Consider the following 17026-nt stretch of genomic DNA (forward strand, 5'->3'; position numbering starts at 1 on the left):
AGAATGGAAGCTACAAAATTATTAGATGCAAAAGGCTTAGCATGTCCAATTCCAATTGTAAAAACAAGAAAAGCAATTGCAGAGATTGAAGCAGGCGAAGTATTAGAAATTCATGTCACTGATAAAGGTGCTAAAAACGACCTTGCAGCTTGGGCTAAATCAGGTGGACACGAATTATTAAATTATACCGAAGAAGACAATGTTTTAAAATTTTGGATTAAAAAAGGTTAAGCTAATAGATTAATAGGAAAATGAGAGGTAATAGTTACATCTCCTTTTCTATTATAGGAGGACTTTAAATGGAGTGGACCTTAATTTTAGTACTTTTCTTAGTTGGTTTTTTTGGGTCCTTTATTTCAGGAATGGTAGGAATTGGTGGAGCGATTATAAATTATCCAATGCTCCTATTTATTCCTCCATTATTAGGATTTGCTGCTTTCACACCACATCAAGTTTCAGGTATAAGTGCCGTCCAAGTAGTATTTGCAACTTTAGGTGGAGTATTAAGCTATCGTAAAAGCGGTTATCTAAACAAAAAAGTAATAGTAAGTATGGGAATAAGTGTACTAATAGGAAGTTTTCTTGGTGGATTCGGTTCAAATCTACTTTCAGAACATGGAATTAATCTTGTATACGGAATTTTAGCAATGATTGCGGTCGTTTTAATGTTTATTCCTAGAAAAAACGTCGAGATGTCAGCGGATGGTCAAATTTCAATTAATGTATGGCTTGCGGCTGGCCTAGCATTTGTTGTGGGCACTAGTGCAGGGATTGTTGGTGCAGGAGGAGCATTTCTGTTAGTACCAATCATGTTAACGATCTTAAAAATACCAACTCGTGTGACTATTGCATCGTCATTAGCCATTACATTTATCTCATCAATAGGCGTAACGATCGGCAAAATTTCTACTGGTCAGGTTGAAATTTTGCCGACAATTATTGTTGTAATTGCAAGTTTAATCGCTTCACCATTAGGTGCAAAAATAGGCAAACAAACAAAAACACAGGTTTTACGAGGGATTCTGGCAGTTCTAATTGGTTTTACTGCTTTGAAAATTTGGATTACGATTATAAAATCATGGATTAGTTGAAAAAGGATTAACTATAAAAAACAGAAAAACTATTTTGGGAGTTTTTCTGTTTTTCTATTAGTCTTTAATATGGTGCTAGATGTGAGCTCCTTTTTGTTGCTTCTTATAGCAATATTCTTAAATAAAATTTGCTAATTTTGTACTATTTTAATTAAAATAGAACTAGTCGTTTTTTTAAGCCTTAACTAAAAATTAAAATGAAATGGAGAATGATTTAAATGACTAATCAGAATGAAACGAACGCTTTACCGCCAAAAACATGTACGATTGAACGCCTTGTTACGCTTCAAGAGGATGTTGAAAAGGTATTGGCAGGACAAAAAACTGCTACTCGCCGAAACGGAAGATATGCAGATGTTGGGGAAGTGATGACCCTTCAAAATAATCAGTATGTTGTTGAAAAAGTTTACTCTCAAGCCCTTGGTGAATTGACAGATGAGCATGCTAAGCAGGAAGGCTATTCGACTGTAGAAGAGTATAAGCAATCGATCCTGTCAATCCATCCTGGAATGCCTTGGCTGCCAAATATGAGGGTATGGGTTCATGAGTTCCGTTTCATCCAAGATTAATTTATATGCTGTATAGACTGCTTCTTTACATACATATTGCTAGTGTAATCTTATCAATTGGTCCTTTTTTTGTATTGATTCCGATACTCAAAAAGCTGCATACTACAAAGTCCGCGGTACAACAGAGCTATTTGGATGTATTCCGGTTTGCTGTCAGATTGGCAAAGCATGCTGGGCATGTACTGGTTGGATCAGGGGTATTGTTGGTACTAGCGGGCCATTGGTCGTGGAAGACATCTTGGATTGTGATGACAATTCTTCTTTTGGTGAGCTCATTATTCTTCCTAGCTAGAGCTTTTTCACCGACCATTCGGAAATTCAGTGAACCAACCCATGACCAGAGAATGTTGATTCAGAAGCTTCGTCGATCAATCTGGATTTACATCGTTCTTTTGATGGTTATGCTATGGTTTATGGTTGTAAAGCCTGCATTATGGTAGGCACAATATAAATAAGCAGACAGGTTTCTTTTATCGAAGAAGCCTAGTCTGCTTTTTTGTACTTCTCTTCAATGAAATACTAATAAAAACAAAAAAAATAAGTATATAGACCTATTCTAAATGGTATGTGAAATAGGTTTCTTGATTTGAATATGAAGGACCTGAGGCCTGTGTGAAACAGTGCTCGTAAAAAAAATGCAATTTCCAAACACAATTTTTACTAAAAAATTTAAAAATAATTCTTGACGGATTATAAAAAGAGAGATAACATGAACTCAATAATTTAAAAACTTAATAAATTCTATTACTTATCCAGAGAGGTGGAGGGACTGGCCCTGCGATACCTCGGCAACGGGTTTGTTGTTTCGTAACAAATACCGTGCTAATTCCTGCAAATCGTTCATGCGATTTGAAAGATAAGAAGTAAAGTGGCTTATATATTTTAACCCCTCTTCTTATCTGTCTTATTGGATAAGAAGGGGGGTTTTTTGATGAGGTGCCATAGGAGAAAAAGGGGGAAATATAGATATAAATCCTAGTTTTCGAATCTGTTTACTTAGTTATAGTGATTGGAATAACTTGCATGGGGGGAAGGAATTTGATTGAGATTAAAAATGTCTCCAAGGTTTATCCTGGAAGGCCACCAATTAAAGCTTTAAATAATATTAATATGAAAATTGAGAAAGGGGAAATCTTTGGGATCATTGGTTTTTCCGGAGCAGGAAAAAGTACATTGATTCGTTGTTTAAATAGACTTGAAGAGCCAACAGAAGGATCAGTTCTCATTGATGGATTGGACCTAATGACATTAAAAGATGAAGAGTTACGTAAGACACGTAGAAAAATTGGTGTCGTATTCCAACACTTTAATCTACTTTCTGCCAAAACGGTATTTGATAATATAGCAATGCCGCTATACCTTGAAGGAAAAAAGAAACGGGATGTTCAGGAAAAGGTAATGGAATTAATTGAATTTGTTGGACTTACAGGGAAGCAAGATGTATTTCCGGGGCACTTGTCGGGAGGACAAAAGCAAAGAGTGGGAATAGCAAGGGCACTCGTAACAGACCCAGATCTTCTACTATGTGATGAGGCTACATCTGCATTGGACCCTGAAACAACAAAGAATGTATTAGAGCTTTTAAGGAAAGTAAATAAATCCTATAATCTTACAATTTTCCTTATTACCCATGAAATGAGTGTAATTCGTGATTTATGTGATAAAGTGGCGGTCATTGATGATGGTGAAATTGTCGAGGAAGGTAATGTTTATGACGTTTTTACGAATCCACAAAAAAGCATTACAAAGAATTTTGTTAACACTGTATTACAAAATGAGGTGCCGCCTAAGTTATCGAAATCATTATCAAAGGGAAAATATTATCAATTAGTCTTCCTAGGTGACAAGGCAGGCAACCCATTATTATCAGAGGTTCTTAAAAAATTCGATATTCATTTAAATATTCTTTATGGATCGATCACAGAGCTACAAGAAAGACCTTATGGGAATTTGCTTGTGGCACTAGAAGGAACAAAAGAGGAAAGCGCAAAAGCTATTAAATATATTTCGGAAAAGGGGATAGATGTAAGGGAGGTTGAGTTAAATGGAGCTTAATTGGGAATTCTTTTGGCCGCAGTTTTTGCAGGCAACTCAAGATACATTTCTAACTGTTTTAGGGTCATTTATTTTTGGCACAATCATAGGATTGCCTCTAGGTATTATCCTAGTTGTAACAAGGCCAGGTCATATAATGGAAAACAAACCTTTATTTACGTTGTTAAATACCATTATTAATATTGTTCGATCTGTACCATTTATTATTTTGCTAGTTGCCATTATTCCATTTACTAGATTATTGACGGGAACGTCCATTGGCGTAGTAGCAGCAATTGTTCCGCTTTCGATCTTTGTAGGACCTTATTTGGCAAGATTGATTGAGAACTCCATGCTAGAAGTAGATAAGGGAGTGCTGGAAACTGCCTATTCAATGGGAGCAACAAAGTTTCAGATTATCGTGAAGTTTATTTTGCCTGAAGCGATTCCATCGTTGATTCTTTCATTTACAACAGCAACGATTGGATTGATTGGATCGACGGCGGCAGCTGGTGCTGTTGGTGCTGGTGGATTAGGTGACTTAGCTATTACATATGGTTATCAGCGCTTTGAAACATTGGTTATTATCATTACTGTTGTATTACTAGTAGTCATTGTTCAAATTATACAAAGTTTAGGAAATACGTGGTCAAGATACGTAAGGAGGAAAAGAGGATGAAAAAGTTTTTTACTATTTTTGCAGCATTATTATTAACGGTTTCGGTATTATCAGCATGTGGTTCTAATGCATCATCAGGTAATGGAAAGGAGAGAACAGTTAAGATTGGTATTAACGGTGATGACTATGAACTTTGGAATATTGTACAAAAACAAGTGAAAAATGATGGCATTAAATTGAAAATCATTTCATTTTCAGATTATGTTCAGCCTAACACAGCACTTAATGACGGTAGCCTTGATTTAAATTCTTTTCAAACGATTACTTATATGAACCAATTTAAAGGCGATCATAATTTAGATATCTCAGCTATTGGCTCGACAGTGATTGCGCCAATGGGGATTTACTCACATAAATTTAAAAAGCTAAGTGATATTCCAGATGGAGCAACGATTACGATACCAAATGATGTTACGAACGCAGGGCGTGCACTTAAACTATTACAATCTTCAAAGCTAATTAGTTTAGTAGATAATTTTGATCCTAAAGGTAGTATTGAACAAATTAAAGAAAATCCTAAGCATCTAAAAATCAAACCGATTGCTGCAGGGCAAACAGCTAGATCATTGGATGATGTGGCAGCAGCGATCATCAATAATGGATTCGCCGTTCAAGCGGGCTTAGACCCTGCAAAGGATCCACTTTATAAAGAAGATTCTAATGATAAAGCAGCTATGCCGTATATCAATGTTATTGCATCCCGTACGAAGAATAAAAATGACAAGGACTTTGCAAAGATTGTAAAGGCCTATCAATCAAAAGAAGTTCATGATTACATCATTAAACGTGACAAAGGTGCTACAGTTCCAGTAGTCATTTCGATTGATAAAATTAAAAATCTATAAAGCTAGTTCATGCTTATTTAAAAGAATGGAAGGGAGAAAAGTTTAAATGACAGTCAAAATTGAAACACAAAGAGAAAAAATTGTGAAAAGTATTGAGGAATCGAAGGAAGTCTATCTTGAAATTAGCCACAAAATTCATGAGAAACCTGAAATTGGTAATCAAGAATTTTTTGCATCTGAAACACATACTAAAATTCTAGTAGAAGCTGGTTTCGATGTAACACGTAATATTGCTGGCCACGAAACAGGCTTTGTAGCAAGGAAAACGTCATCTAAGCAAGGCCCAACCATCGCTTTTTTAGCAGAATACGACGCACTACCTGGTCTTGGTCATGCATGCGGACATAATATTATTGGAACGACAAGTGTAGCAGCAGGAATCGCTCTTGCTGAAGTCATTTCTGAGACTGGCGGAGAGGTGATCATATTTGGAACACCTGCAGAAGAGGGTGGACCAAACGGAAGTGCAAAGGGGAGTTTCGTAAAAAATGGTTTACTAGAAGGTGTTGATGCAGCTCTTATGCTCCACCCAAGTGGTAAAACAGGTTTGTCGAGTCCATCTTTGGCAGTAGATCCATTAGACTTCCATTTTTATGGAAGAGCAGCCCATGCTGCTGGGTCACCAGAACATGGAATCAATGCCTTAGATGCAGTAATCCAGTTATTCAATGGCATTAATGCCCTTCGTCAGCAGCTTTCTAGTGATGTTCGCATACACGGAATTATCACTCATGGAGGCGATGCACCAAATATTATTCCAGAGTATGCTTCAGCGAGATTTTTCATCCGTGCTAGTACTTGGAAGCGTACGGAGGAAGTATCTACTAAGATTCGTAATATTGCCGAAGGAGCAGCACTTGCAACTGGTAGTACTGTGAAAATTGAAAGATTCCAAAATGAAGTCCATGATTTTATTATCAATCAATCTCTTGATGAGATTGTCGGTGAAGAACTAAGCCTATTGGGTGAAGTAGTGAATGGAAAAAGCGGCGGGCTTGGATCTACTGATGCCGGAAATGTAAGTCATGTTGTTCCGACTTCTCACGCATATATTAAAATTGGACCTGATGATTTAATTGCTCATACGAATGAATTCCGTGAAGCTGCGAGATCGTCGCTTGGTGATCATGCTCTAGTAACGGGTGCAAAAGCATTGGCTCTGACGGGCTATCGTTTAATAACTGATAAAAACCTTTTAGAAAAGGTTCAAAATGAATTTCAACAAACAGAAAAATAGTTAGCTTGAACGGTCAGAAAGATGGACGGAATTACCATCTTTTTGACCGTTTTATTTTTGAAAGCTCAGTCTAATGACATTATTTGTTCTATTTATATAGTAGTCTCCTGTTAACTTCTCCTTCGGTTAATTCTGAAGTAAAAAATATAGATTTACATTACCCCATTTCAATTTTTATCAAAACGTAATCCCAATTTTACTAAATCTTAAATTTTAAAGATTAAACTGAAACTTAGATATAAAAAGTTTATCACTCTATAAATCTTTGATAGGGGTAATTTAATATGGTTTCTTTAAATAAAGTAAAAGATTTATCAGACGAAAGTGTTAAATATGCACAGCAGCATCTAGCAAACGAAAGGACATATTTAGCATGGTTACGAACTGCAATCTCAATTACTGGTGTAGGATTTTTAACAACTTCACTGCATTTTACAATTAAAATTAGTGATAACCATTTCATCAATACATTAGCAATTTTTCTTGGCATATATGCATGTGTTGTTGGTTTAATTTCTGGGGTATTAGCTACTATTCAGTACAGTAAAAAGCGGAAAGAAATTCAAAATGGAAAATTTATACCAACACATAATTCAATTATTCTTGTATCCATTCTATTTTCTTTTTTAATATTCATGATTGTGCTGTATTTGTCTTTATTATTATTTAATTAAACCTGAATAGTTCATTTTTTTCACTGTTATTTTTATAGGGATATTTTTATAAAAATCGAATATTACATAAAGTGGACACTAAAATGAATGGAGTGATTGATATTTTTTTTCCTGAGTCTCGGTTTGAATCAATTAATGGAATGGAGCTTCATTTTACAGAATGGGGAGAAAGAAAAAATCCAACAGTTGTTTGCTGGCATGGATTAACCAGGAATGGTAGGGATTTTGATATTTTAGCTCGTCATTTAGCTAAGGATTACTATATAATTTGTCCAGATACGATTGGGCGAGGGTTAAGTCAGTGGAGTACTTCTCCTGAGCAAGATTACTGTTTTGAAAACTATGTAAATCTAGCGATTGGTTTATTAGACCGCTTAGAAATTGAACAAGTTCGTTGGGTAGGGACTTCAATGGGTGGAGCAATTGGAATGCGACTTGCTGGTACACCTAAACATCAAAACCGTATTTCTCATTTAGTCTTAAATGATATCGGCGCAGGAGCTTCAGAAAACCAACCACAAGATATTGAAGGAATTAAGCGAATTATTAGCTATGTTGGTACACCACCTCAATTTAAAACATTTACTGAATTGAAGAATTACTATAAGTTGATTTATCAGTCATTTGGTGTTTCGAGTGAAGAAGAATGGAATGATTTTACGCAAAATTCTTGCCGTAGAAGAGATGAGGGAGGAATTGGCCCTGATTATGATCCTAAAATTGCATTACAGTTTCAACATACTGAGGATTTAACTTTGTGGAATTACTGGGAGGCTATTCAGTCCAAGATTTTACTCATTCGAGGAGAAGTTTCGGACGTCTTGCCACTTGATGTAGCATTAAAAATGAAGGAAACGCAGAAGTTTCAAATGGAAACAATACCTAAAATTGGTCATGCACCTGCTTTAAATACAAATGAGCAAATCTCAATTATTGATAAATTTTTAAAAGAAGTTTAGATTTTAGGTTGTTCCTTTTGTCGGTTTAACTGACTAAAGGAGCGGCCTTTTTAATTGAAAATATAACTGATGAACTATGTTCATTTAGCAGTGGGGGGGTATAGCTACTCTTTTAGTTTGTAGATGGGATATGATTGCTCTTTTTTATAAATTTTTTATTCAATATAGTAGGAATAAGAGCATACTTACACGTTTTCCAGTTGAGAATAGCCAATATTGTACAATTTTCACGTCATAATACCTTAACTGGTACGGGTAATACTTTGTCTTAATTGTGGTTATTAGGAATTTAATTGCAGTCCACTTAGGTTTACAGAACTTAGATCTATTTCAAATGGGTTTTATCTAGTAAAAAAGATTGAACAAATGTCATTCAAACATCTGTTCAATCTTTTTTGTTTCAATTTATTATTTAAAGAATGTTGCCCAAAGTAAATATACATTTAATACTGCAATAACTGAAGCAATCGACCAAGCGACTGATTTCAGCCAAGTTTTATTAACGAATTTACCCATTTTCTTAGCATCACTAGTGAACATGACTAGAGGTATAACCGCGAAAGATAACTGTAAAGACAAGATTACCTGACTTAGTATTAATAAATCTGCAGTTCCTTTTGCTCCGTAAAAATAAGTGACGATTAGAGCTGGTGTAACAGCAATTAAACGAGTAATCATTCTTCTTATCCAAGGTTTAAGCTTAATATTTAAAAAGCCTTCCATTACAATTTGCCCAGCTAGCGTACCTGTTAAAGTAGAATTTTGACCTGAAGCCAATAATGCCAATCCGAAAAATGTACTTGCTAAAGTCGTTCCTAGTAATGGAGTAAGAAGCTGGAATGCATCTTCAATTGATGCCACATTTGTATGACCCGATTTGTAGAAAGTAGAAGCAGCTAATATTAAGATCGCTGCGTTTACAAACAATGCAATCATTAATGCAACTGTTGAGTCAATTGTCGCAAATTTAATTGCTTCTTTTTTACCAGCATCAGATTGTTCAATCTTTCTAGTTTGAACGATCGAAGAGTGCAGATATAAGTTATGAGGCATAACAGTTGCCCCTAAAATTCCTAAAGAAATATAAAGCATTTTTGGATCTGTAATAACTTGAGAGCTTGGAATAAATCCACCAAATACAGCTTTTACATCAGGTTGAGACATAATCAACTCAAAAACAAAACTACCTGTTATTAATATGATTAATGAAATAACAAAAGCCTCGATATACCTAAATCCTTTATTTTGTAAAAGTAAAACAAGTAATATATCTAAAGTTGTTAAACAAATTCCATAAAACAACGGAATACCAAATAATAGATTTAATGCAATGGCTGACCCTATTAATTCAGCTAGGTCACATGCGGCAATTGCGGCTTCACAAAGCACCCAAAGTATAAATGATACAGGTTTACTAAAGTGGTCTCGACATGCCTGAGCTAAATCTCTACCGGTAACGATACCTAATTTAGCAGCTAATGCTTGTAGAATGATGGCCATTAGATTAGAAATTAAAATAACAGATAATAAAGTGTAATTAAAAGCAGATCCGCCTGCTATTGATGTTGCCCAGTTTCCAGGGTCCATATATCCAACTGCAACTAAATAACCTGGGCCAGCAAATGCTAGAAACTTACGGAAATTACTAGCTTTCTTTGGAACAGATAATGAACGATGAACCTCTTGCAAACTAGGTTGTGTAGGTTCCTGTCTCCAGCCGGCTTCGTTATATATGACTTTTTCTTGTGATTCTTGTGACATGTTTCCCACCACCTCATTTATTGTACACATCAAATAGTTTTTCCCTAGGGAAAGTTTTTTAAATTATATGCTGATTTTAACACAATAGTTCCCAAATGTAATAAAAAATTTTTGATAACTTCGTAAATTTTTAGTAAACAGAAAATATACGTAGAATATTTACCTTTTCTTTGTTTCTGCTTTTTTACTATTTCTTATGCAATTCATTCAGATTGTTCTGTTTTTTTGTATGTTGAAGTTTATTATCAAGTTAATTATTTTTAAGTATGATATACTAGTCGAAAAATTCTGTTATATATGTGGGTGCTTATAAAAAATTAATCTATTTGGGAGAGAGATCTATGAAGTTTGTATTAATATTCGGGCCTCAAGCCGTCGGGAAAATGACTGTAGGCCATGAACTAGAAAAAATAACTGATTTAAAATTGTTTCATAATCACATGACAATCGATTTGGTTAGTAAGTTTTTTGATTATGGAACAAAGGAAGGGAGTAGATTAGTTAATTTATTTCGAAATGAAATATTTGAAGAGGTGTCAAATAGTAACCTATATGGACTTATTTTTACATATGTGTGGGCTCTCGATCATAAATCTGATTGGGAGTATGTCGAGAAAGTTTGTTCCATATTTGAGTCAAAAGGGGCAACAACCTATTTTGTTGAACTAGAAGCAGAACTAGATGAGAGACTTGCACGAAATAAAACTCCGCACAGATTAGAACATAAGCCAACAAAAAGAGATATTGAATGGTCTGAAAACAATTTAATGAAGACAATGGAAAAATTGGGTTCATGAGTAAGTAAAAAGGAAAGAAAATGAAAATAGCTTACTCATAAAAGGTTCATGAGTAAGTAAAAAAGGAAGAAAATGAAAATAGCTTACTCATAAAAGGTTCATGAGTAAGTAAAAAGGCAAAAAACTGATTTATACTTCCTCATAAAGGGTTCATGAGGAAGTAAAAAGGCAAAAAACTGATTTATACGTCCTCATAAAATGAGTAAGGAAAACAAAAAAGATGAAAATAAGATACTCATAATCAGGCTGTAGTGGAAATATCAACTATAACTCACTTAAGTTATACTAATTGTCAAACCCACTCTTCAAAACGTCTGAAAAACCACCTACTTTAAAATAGGTGGTTTTTTGTTTTTTATTAGTTGCTGTTAGGATCAGTGTCGTCGTGGTATGTACTTCCACCAGTTTGAGCATTAAATGTCCAATCAACTTTTAACTTGTCGCCTTGGAATTCATTTTGATTTTGTCCATTATCAACAAACTCGAATAATACGAAAATCTTTTCTTTTTGACCTGCTGCAATGCCGTCTGGGTCTTTTGTGCTACCTACAAATTGAGTAATTGCTGTTAAATCAGGAGTTTGATTTTGTAAGTCATATAAAGTTGTATCAACGATCTCATTTGTAGCACTGCTAGTGTTGTACATGATTGTTACTTTAATATTTTTTGCTAAATCTTCAGTATTATCATTTTTTACGTCTTCAATTTGATATTTAGTGTTTAATAAAACTTTGTTAATATCTAGAGTTCCATTATTTTCTAACGTAAATTCACGATATACTTCATCGCCAGGTTTTAAATTACTAATGTTAACAACAGCATTAGGATTCATACCTAAGTCTAATGTACCTGCTGCAAACGTATTATCAGTTTTAATTGTATCGCTAAAATATGCAAAGGTACCTCCACTAATTAATGATAAACCGACTGCTCCACTCATTACAACTTGACCAATTCTCTTAGTAAAACTCATTTCATTTCCCCCTTAAGGTTTATTTATTAAACTCTTAAGCTTTTATTTTGTACTTAAGAGATCTAACCAACTTCATCCTGCAGTTTTTTGTTCAAACTCTTTTCTTAATTGGAATAAATTGCGTAGTGCAAAAAGAGTTAAAAGGATACCTGGAACTATTAACAATAGTGCTGATCCAGCTTTAGAGCTTACAAAATTTAATGCATAACCAACATATGGAACCGTGAAATTTGAATATTTTCCTACGATATTTTGAGGGTACACTGTCCATAAGTCTTGGGCATTATTGTTATCACCCTTCGTTTTATATGAAATTTCTCCATTTTTATGATGGACAGCCGTTATTCTGTGAGTGATTAGCTTATTATCCATTTGGAAGGTAATAACATCGCCTTTTTGATAAGATGATGGATTTGCACCTAGCTTAACTGCAATAATTGAACCGGTATGAAATGTAGGTTCCATTGACCCAGATAAAACTGCTTTTAATTGATAGCCTAAAATGGTAGAATCTCCACCTGTAAACCTAGAAGAAATCACAATAAAGGCTAAGAAACACAAGATGACAATAGAAATACTTTTAAAAATATTACCTACAATTGATAAAATTTTCTTCAACATGAGATATCACCTATTCGTTTTGAGTTTTATTTACTGAATTATTAGAAATTTAATTTGAGATTGTATCTGTATCGGTATGATCAGAATCCTGGTTTGGAACTGAATCTGTATCGGTATGATCAGATTCCTGGCTCAGAACAGAATCTGTATCAGAATTATTAGAATCCCGGCTCAGAATTGAATCTGTACTAGAGCTATTAGAATCCTGGCTCGAAATTGAATCTGTATCAGTACTATTAGAATCCCGGCTCCGTATTGAATCTGTATCAGAATTATTAGAACTCTGGCCCTGACTAGAATCAGTAGCATTTTTAGGTTCATTAGTATCGTTATTAATCACTTCTTTACTTTCACCTAGCTGGGTTTGAATTGTAGATTTAATGGACGCTATCTTTTGAAGATTAATTGTTTCATTTAATTGCTGGATTAGTTGATTAACAACCTGGTAGCCTTTTCTCTCATATTCATAGTTACTTTGTTCATTTTCAGGAAGTTCATGAATTTGATTGTGATAAGAGTTCAACTGCTCTTGAATACTTTGTAAACTCTTAATCTCATTATTTAATTCTTGTTCCTCATTAAGAACAGTAGTAAGTAAATTTGACAATTCAGAGCCATTAGCATTAATTGATGTCTTTAGGATCGACTTATATAAATGATTAGCTCTGGTTGAATGGTCTTTTGCGGCTATTTCTAATTGTTGGATTGTTTTGGGAAACACGATTGCTGCTGAGACGACTTGTTCTGAAGATGCTTGACTAGAAAAGGTTGCCTCCGTTTGACCAACTGTTTGCATTGCTAAGTAAAATTGAATAGAACATAAACTTACGATGATGGAGACTTTTTTTCTTGCTTGTTTCAAATTTTCACTCCTTTGCAAAAGCCCTGTTGAAATTCATTATTGCTCAGTTGTCGGAAAATTGAAACCGGGTTATTTTTGATCCAATTATCGGTAGTATTTTGTCATAAATAGTCGATTTTAAGGTGAAAAGCTTAAAAAACAGCCCGAAAAAAACCCGGGTTTGACATATTGATTTAATTTTGAATTTTCTCAATAATGAAAATTGCAGTCGCAACAAAATTAAATAAGGGGTGAAAGTTTTGAGAATGAAAAAAGAGAAAAAAATGAGAAGAAAAGCAATTCCAGCAGTAATGGCGTTTACCGTAGCATTTGGAGGAGGTTTAACAACTTTACCTTCATTTGTAAATGTAAAAGCAAGTGCAGCAACAGTTGAACAAGCTTTAAGTAAGGACGAAATTGTAAAAGCTTTTCTTAATTCAAAAGTAGAAGGTCTTGCAAGATCAGGTTCCGCATGGGAACAATTTAAAGTTATTAGTGAACAAGCTGACAGCACGACAAATACTTACCATGTCAGAACAGTTGAACAGTACAAAGGAATTCCAATTTATGGATCTGGACAAGCTGTTGCACTAGACGCAAATAACAATGTATACGCATCATTTGGTAATGTAACACAAAAATTATCACGTACAATTATTCCAACTGAAGCGGCTATTTCTAAAGAAGAAGCAGAAGCAACTGCTAAGGAGAGCATCGAATCTCAAATTGGCACTGTTAAAAATTATGATGGAATTGATACTGAATTAACAATTTACCCACATAATGGAAAGTATTATTTAACATATTTAGTTAAGGCTTCAACTTCTGTGCCAGCACCTGGTTACTTCCATTATTTTGTGGATGCAACTAATGGAGAAATAATCGACAGCTTTGATGCAATAGATAATTTAGCAGATCCAGCAAAACTTACTGTTGCGGTTGGAAGAGGGTTAGACGTATTTGGCAAAATGCAGTCATTCCCTGTAGGAAAAGACACTACAACTGGAACTAGCTATTTATATGGTGGATCAATTGCTGGTGGTACTACAACGTCACCAAATATCGTGCCACTTGCAACTTTTGATGCTCATCGTATGGGTGAAACTCCATTTATTCTTCTTTCAGCACTATTAGGATTTACAGGATTTGAAATAGAAACAAAAAGTTCAACTAATTTTTTCTATGATCCTGCTGGAGTATCAGCTCAAATGAACTCTGATAAAGTAAATAAATATTATCAAACAGTGCACAAACGTAACAGTTTAGATAATAAAGGAATGACGTTAATCAGCACGGTTCATATCGGATCAAAATGGAATAATGCAGCTTGGAACGGAAAGCAAATGCTATACGGAGATGGTGATGGAATTGTTCTTGGTTCTTTAGCAGGCGGATTGGACGTTACAGGTCACGAAATGACACATGGTGTAATCTCAAATACTGCAAACCTTACGTATCAAGATGAGTCTGGTGCAATTAATGAATCATTGGCAGATATCTTCGGAGCATTAGCTGAAATGAATGCTGCAGGTGCTACAGTTCCATCTGATTGGGAGATGGGTGAAGATATCTACACTCCTACAAAAGATGGTGATGGAGGACTTCGTTCGTTAAGCAATCCAAAATCTAAGTCACTTAGTCCTATTTATGGTTTAAAGGATAATAAATATCCAGATAATTACGCGGATCGTTATTTAGGTACAGAAGATAAAGGTGGCGTACACATTAACAGTAGTATTAATAATAAGGCTGCATACTTAATCGCTGAGGGCGGCACACATAATGGCATTACAGTAACTAAATTACAACGTACAGTAGCAGAAAAAATTTACTACCGTGCATTAACAATGTATTTAACACCTTCTTCTGGATTTAAAGAAATGCGTGAAGCTGCTATTCAAGCTGCTCGTGATTTATACCCAGATAGCAAAACTACGGGTCAACCATCAACACAAACAAAAGCAGTAATGGATGCATATACTGCCGTAGGTGTTCAATAATAAATAAACTTAAAAACCATGAACATTTGTCTGTTCATGGTTTTCTTATAATCTATTAACTTTTACCTATTCATCAATAAAATTAGTATTAAATTACTACTTTTTATTATTAATTTTTTATTAGAATAACTTAATAATTTGTGTGTATAGCATGATGGAATCCATGCTTAACTATTGTATATTTAGTATAAGTTTTAGGATAGGAGGAGCAATCAATGATCGAAGGAGAAGTTATAAAATTTTATCGTACTAAAGCCGGGCTAACTCAAGAAGAACTAGGAAAAGGAATCTGCTCTTCTAAGCACGTAGGAAAAATTGAAAGAGGGAATACATCCTACTCTTCTGAGATTATTACCTTGTTTTCTGAACGATTACAAATTGATATTCGAAAAGAAATTGCGAACTTTGAAAATCTTGAAAATAAATTACAAAACTGGCATACAGCAATTATTAAACTAAGAATGAAGGAAGTTGATTCATATAAAAAAGAGCTAGAAGAAAGCCCTTTTATTAATTCGCCAAAATATGATGCTTTGTATCAATTGCTGCTAGCAAGATATTATCTCTTAAAGAACGACTATAAAAACACTTATACAATTATTCTAAGTATACAAAGAAACTATAAAGATCTACCTCCTTTTGAAAAAAATCTCCTTTTGCATGTAATAGGCATTTATTATTTAAATAATTACAATAATTCAAGTACAGAGAATCATCATAAAGCAATACAAACTTTAAAGAAGATTGATCTAAACGAATACGGAAATCCAGAATACTACTATCATTTAGCAGTAGCATATGGATGGGTTGATTCTAAGGTAATGTCTTATGTATACGCAGAAAAAGCGCTTAAATATTTTAAAGATACAAGTAATTATTTACGTGCCATAAATGCTGAATCAATTATGCTTTTACAATCAAGCAACGATGGGCATTTAGATTTTAAAAAATTAAAACAATCATATAAGAATCTGATTCATGATAGTGAAACGCTTAATGCACCAGATAAAACAGGGATGTTATTAAATAACTTTGCTTTGGAATATTTTAAAAGAAAAGATTATGAAAAAGCGCAAAAATATTATAAAGCAGCATTACAATTAGAGAAAAAGCCATCGGTGATTTATCTTCAACGACTTAATAATTATCTTAAAAGTTCATTTGAAGGTAAATTAATGCGTAAATCTGCTTTATTAAATAGTGCTCAAAAAGGTCTAACAATCGCGAATAATTTAAAGAATCAACATTATCAAATTCTTTTCACTTTACTGATCTATTTGATTGAAAATAAAACGAAAGAGTATATACAATACATAGAAAAAACCGCTTTTCCATACTTTAAGTCGCGCAATCATACTATTTTCATGAAACGATATGGTAAGGAGTTGTATGATTATTATGTGAAAGAAAAAGAGTTTGAGAAGGCAGTTGAAATGTCTAACTTCTTAATAGATGTTATTAAAATACATAACTAAAGGACTGTTGTAGGACAGTTCTTTTATTTTTTATTTTTTCAGATTAAAGAAGGAGTGTGACGAATAACGTTGCACTGCTAATAATATTAGCAATAATGATTTAAAGCGCCACCAAATTAAATTGGCAACGACTTTTTTCAGAGTGTTGAAATATAAAACGGTCAAACGTATATTAAGTGAATCTTATAGATAATATAATTCATTTTTTTTGTTCTAATAATGATTTAAATGTTTGAGCGGTTTTATAATATCAACAAACTCTAGTAACTCTTTATTCTTAAGAAGCTAAAAATATTTTAGAGTTAATTTTTTAGAAAAACAATTTCAAATGATTATTAAAAAAAGTTGATGTTAAATCTTAATTGACCTACAACTGATTAATAACCTGTTATGATACTCTAAGTAAAGGATATTAAATTAGGTTTTTAGAGTAACCATTTTTTTGTTTTATAAGTTGATTGGAACGAAGG

At 33.8% G+C, this 17026-nt stretch carries 16 protein-coding genes, 1 pseudogene and 1 riboswitch; of the genes and pseudogenes, 13 read left to right on the plus strand and 4 right to left on the minus strand.

The features are described from left to right. The first annotated feature begins 3 nt into the window (after window positions 1–3). The 10 genes from COI44_RS06385 to COI44_RS06430 all read left to right on the plus strand — a co-directional run bounded on the left by COI44_RS06385 (window position 4) and on the right by COI44_RS06430 (window position 8088). Window positions 4–231 (plus strand): sulfurtransferase TusA family protein, encoded by a 228-nt coding sequence (locus tag COI44_RS06385; RefSeq protein WP_088014286.1) that lies wholly within the window; start codon window positions 4–6, stop codon window positions 229–231. A 68-nt stretch (window positions 232–299) separates the two neighbouring features. Then, window positions 300–1091, plus strand: a complete 792-nt coding sequence (locus COI44_RS06390; RefSeq protein WP_097976724.1) for a sulfite exporter TauE/SafE family protein — start codon at window positions 300–302, stop codon at window positions 1089–1091. A gap of 218 nt (window positions 1092–1309) precedes the next feature. After that, window positions 1310–1660, plus strand: coding sequence for an ASCH domain-containing protein (locus COI44_RS06395; protein ID WP_098427171.1), 351 nt, complete (start codon window positions 1310–1312; stop codon window positions 1658–1660). A 5-nt stretch (window positions 1661–1665) separates the two neighbouring features. Continuing rightward, the gene (locus tag COI44_RS06400; RefSeq protein ID WP_098427172.1) at window positions 1666–2100 is read left to right on the plus strand and encodes a hypothetical protein; all 435 of its coding nucleotides are present in this window, start codon (window positions 1666–1668) and stop codon (window positions 2098–2100) included. Window positions 2101–2405: 305 nt separating this feature from the next. Further along, window positions 2406–2523, plus strand: a riboswitch (SAM riboswitch). Between the two features lie 175 nt (window positions 2524–2698). Next, window positions 2699–3715 (plus strand): methionine ABC transporter ATP-binding protein, encoded by a 1017-nt coding sequence (locus tag COI44_RS06405; protein ID WP_098427173.1) that lies wholly within the window; start codon window positions 2699–2701, stop codon window positions 3713–3715. Continuing rightward, window positions 3705–4373 carry a methionine ABC transporter permease gene (locus COI44_RS06410; protein ID WP_098233178.1) on the plus strand — a complete coding sequence of 223 codons (669 nt, stop codon included), beginning with the start codon at window positions 3705–3707 and terminating at the stop codon, window positions 4371–4373. The genes COI44_RS06405 and COI44_RS06410 overlap by 11 nt, the downstream gene beginning before the upstream one ends. Beyond that, complete coding sequence (locus COI44_RS06415; protein WP_098427174.1) at window positions 4370–5218, plus strand: MetQ/NlpA family ABC transporter substrate-binding protein; 849 nt, start codon at window positions 4370–4372, stop codon at window positions 5216–5218. The genes COI44_RS06410 and COI44_RS06415 overlap by 4 nt, the downstream gene beginning before the upstream one ends. Window positions 5219–5264: 46 nt before the next feature. Next, entirely contained in the window at window positions 5265–6455 is a 1191-nt protein-coding gene (locus COI44_RS06420) for a M20 family metallopeptidase (protein WP_098427175.1), read from the plus strand. 284 nt (window positions 6456–6739) lie between these two features. Continuing rightward, on the plus strand, window positions 6740–7129 hold the full coding sequence (locus COI44_RS06425) for a YidH family protein (RefSeq protein ID WP_098427176.1): 390 nt from the start codon (window positions 6740–6742) through the stop codon (window positions 7127–7129). 83 nt (window positions 7130–7212) lie between these two features. Next, window positions 7213–8088, plus strand: a complete 876-nt coding sequence (locus tag COI44_RS06430) for an alpha/beta fold hydrolase (protein ID WP_098427177.1) — start codon at window positions 7213–7215, stop codon at window positions 8086–8088. A gap of 408 nt (window positions 8089–8496) precedes the next feature. On the opposite strand, the gene COI44_RS06435 is transcribed toward COI44_RS06430, so the two are convergent. Further along, window positions 8497–9849 (minus strand): Nramp family divalent metal transporter, encoded by a 1353-nt coding sequence (locus COI44_RS06435; RefSeq protein WP_098427178.1) that lies wholly within the window; start codon window positions 9847–9849, stop codon window positions 8497–8499. Window positions 9850–10190: 341 nt separating this feature from the next. Here COI44_RS06435 and COI44_RS06440 point away from each other — a divergent pair. Continuing rightward, window positions 10191–10634: pseudogene (locus COI44_RS06440) on the plus strand (DEAD/DEAH box helicase family protein); the annotation flags it as partial. 370 nt (window positions 10635–11004) lie between these two features. Here COI44_RS06440 and COI44_RS06445 read toward each other — a convergent pair. The 3 genes from COI44_RS06445 to COI44_RS06455 form a co-directional block, all read right to left on the minus strand. Then, on the minus strand, window positions 11005–11619 hold the full coding sequence (locus COI44_RS06445; protein WP_098427180.1) for a TasA family protein: 615 nt from the start codon (window positions 11617–11619) through the stop codon (window positions 11005–11007). Between the two features lie 72 nt (window positions 11620–11691). After that, window positions 11692–12237 carry a signal peptidase I SipW gene (gene sipW / locus COI44_RS06450; protein WP_483295467.1) on the minus strand — a complete coding sequence of 182 codons (546 nt, stop codon included), beginning with the start codon at window positions 12235–12237 and terminating at the stop codon, window positions 11692–11694. A gap of 52 nt (window positions 12238–12289) precedes the next feature. Then, window positions 12290–13120 carry a DUF4047 domain-containing protein gene (locus COI44_RS06455; RefSeq protein WP_142329234.1) on the minus strand — a complete coding sequence of 277 codons (831 nt, stop codon included), beginning with the start codon at window positions 13118–13120 and terminating at the stop codon, window positions 12290–12292. A 245-nt stretch (window positions 13121–13365) separates the two neighbouring features. Between COI44_RS06455 and COI44_RS06460 the strand changes: the two genes are divergently transcribed. Together COI44_RS06460 and COI44_RS06465 are read left to right on the plus strand one after the other, a co-directional pair. After that, window positions 13366–15081 carry a M4 family metallopeptidase gene (locus tag COI44_RS06460; protein ID WP_483295468.1) on the plus strand — a complete coding sequence of 572 codons (1716 nt, stop codon included), beginning with the start codon at window positions 13366–13368 and terminating at the stop codon, window positions 15079–15081. Window positions 15082–15296: 215 nt separating this feature from the next. Then, window positions 15297–16556: a helix-turn-helix domain-containing protein gene (locus COI44_RS06465; protein WP_098427183.1), complete on the plus strand. Its 1260-nt coding sequence runs from the start codon at window positions 15297–15299 to the stop codon at window positions 16554–16556. Window positions 16557–17026 lie beyond the last annotated feature (470 nt).

Source organism: Bacillus sp. AFS088145 (assembly GCF_002564465.1).
Lineage (GTDB): Bacteria > Bacillota > Bacilli > Bacillales > Bacillaceae_G > Gottfriedia.

Bases quoted from the DNA above. Each gene is read 5' to 3' on its own strand.
- COI44_RS06385 (WP_088014286.1), top strand. From the start codon at position 4: ATGGAAGCTACAAAATTATTAGATGCAAAAGGCTTAGCATGTCCAATT.
- COI44_RS06390 (WP_097976724.1), top strand. From the start codon at position 300: ATGGAGTGGACCTTAATTTTAGTACTTTTCTTAGTTGGTTTTTTTGGG.
- COI44_RS06395 (WP_098427171.1), top strand. From the start codon at position 1,310: ATGACTAATCAGAATGAAACGAACGCTTTACCGCCAAAAACATGTACG.
- COI44_RS06400 (WP_098427172.1), top strand. From the start codon at position 1,666: ATGCTGTATAGACTGCTTCTTTACATACATATTGCTAGTGTAATCTTA.
- COI44_RS06410 (WP_098233178.1), top strand. From the start codon at position 3,705: ATGGAGCTTAATTGGGAATTCTTTTGGCCGCAGTTTTTGCAGGCAACT.
- COI44_RS06415 (WP_098427174.1), top strand. From the start codon at position 4,370: ATGAAAAAGTTTTTTACTATTTTTGCAGCATTATTATTAACGGTTTCG.
- COI44_RS06420 (WP_098427175.1), top strand. From the start codon at position 5,265: ATGACAGTCAAAATTGAAACACAAAGAGAAAAAATTGTGAAAAGTATT.
- COI44_RS06425 (WP_098427176.1), top strand. From the start codon at position 6,740: ATGGTTTCTTTAAATAAAGTAAAAGATTTATCAGACGAAAGTGTTAAA.
- COI44_RS06430 (WP_098427177.1), top strand. From the start codon at position 7,213: ATGAATGGAGTGATTGATATTTTTTTTCCTGAGTCTCGGTTTGAATCA.
- COI44_RS06435 (WP_098427178.1), bottom strand. From the start codon at position 9,849: ATGTCACAAGAATCACAAGAAAAAGTCATATATAACGAAGCCGGCTGG.
- COI44_RS06445 (WP_098427180.1), bottom strand. From the start codon at position 11,619: ATGAGTTTTACTAAGAGAATTGGTCAAGTTGTAATGAGTGGAGCAGTC.
- COI44_RS06460 (WP_483295468.1), top strand. From the start codon at position 13,366: ATGAGAAGAAAAGCAATTCCAGCAGTAATGGCGTTTACCGTAGCATTT.
- COI44_RS06465 (WP_098427183.1), top strand. From the start codon at position 15,297: ATGATCGAAGGAGAAGTTATAAAATTTTATCGTACTAAAGCCGGGCTA.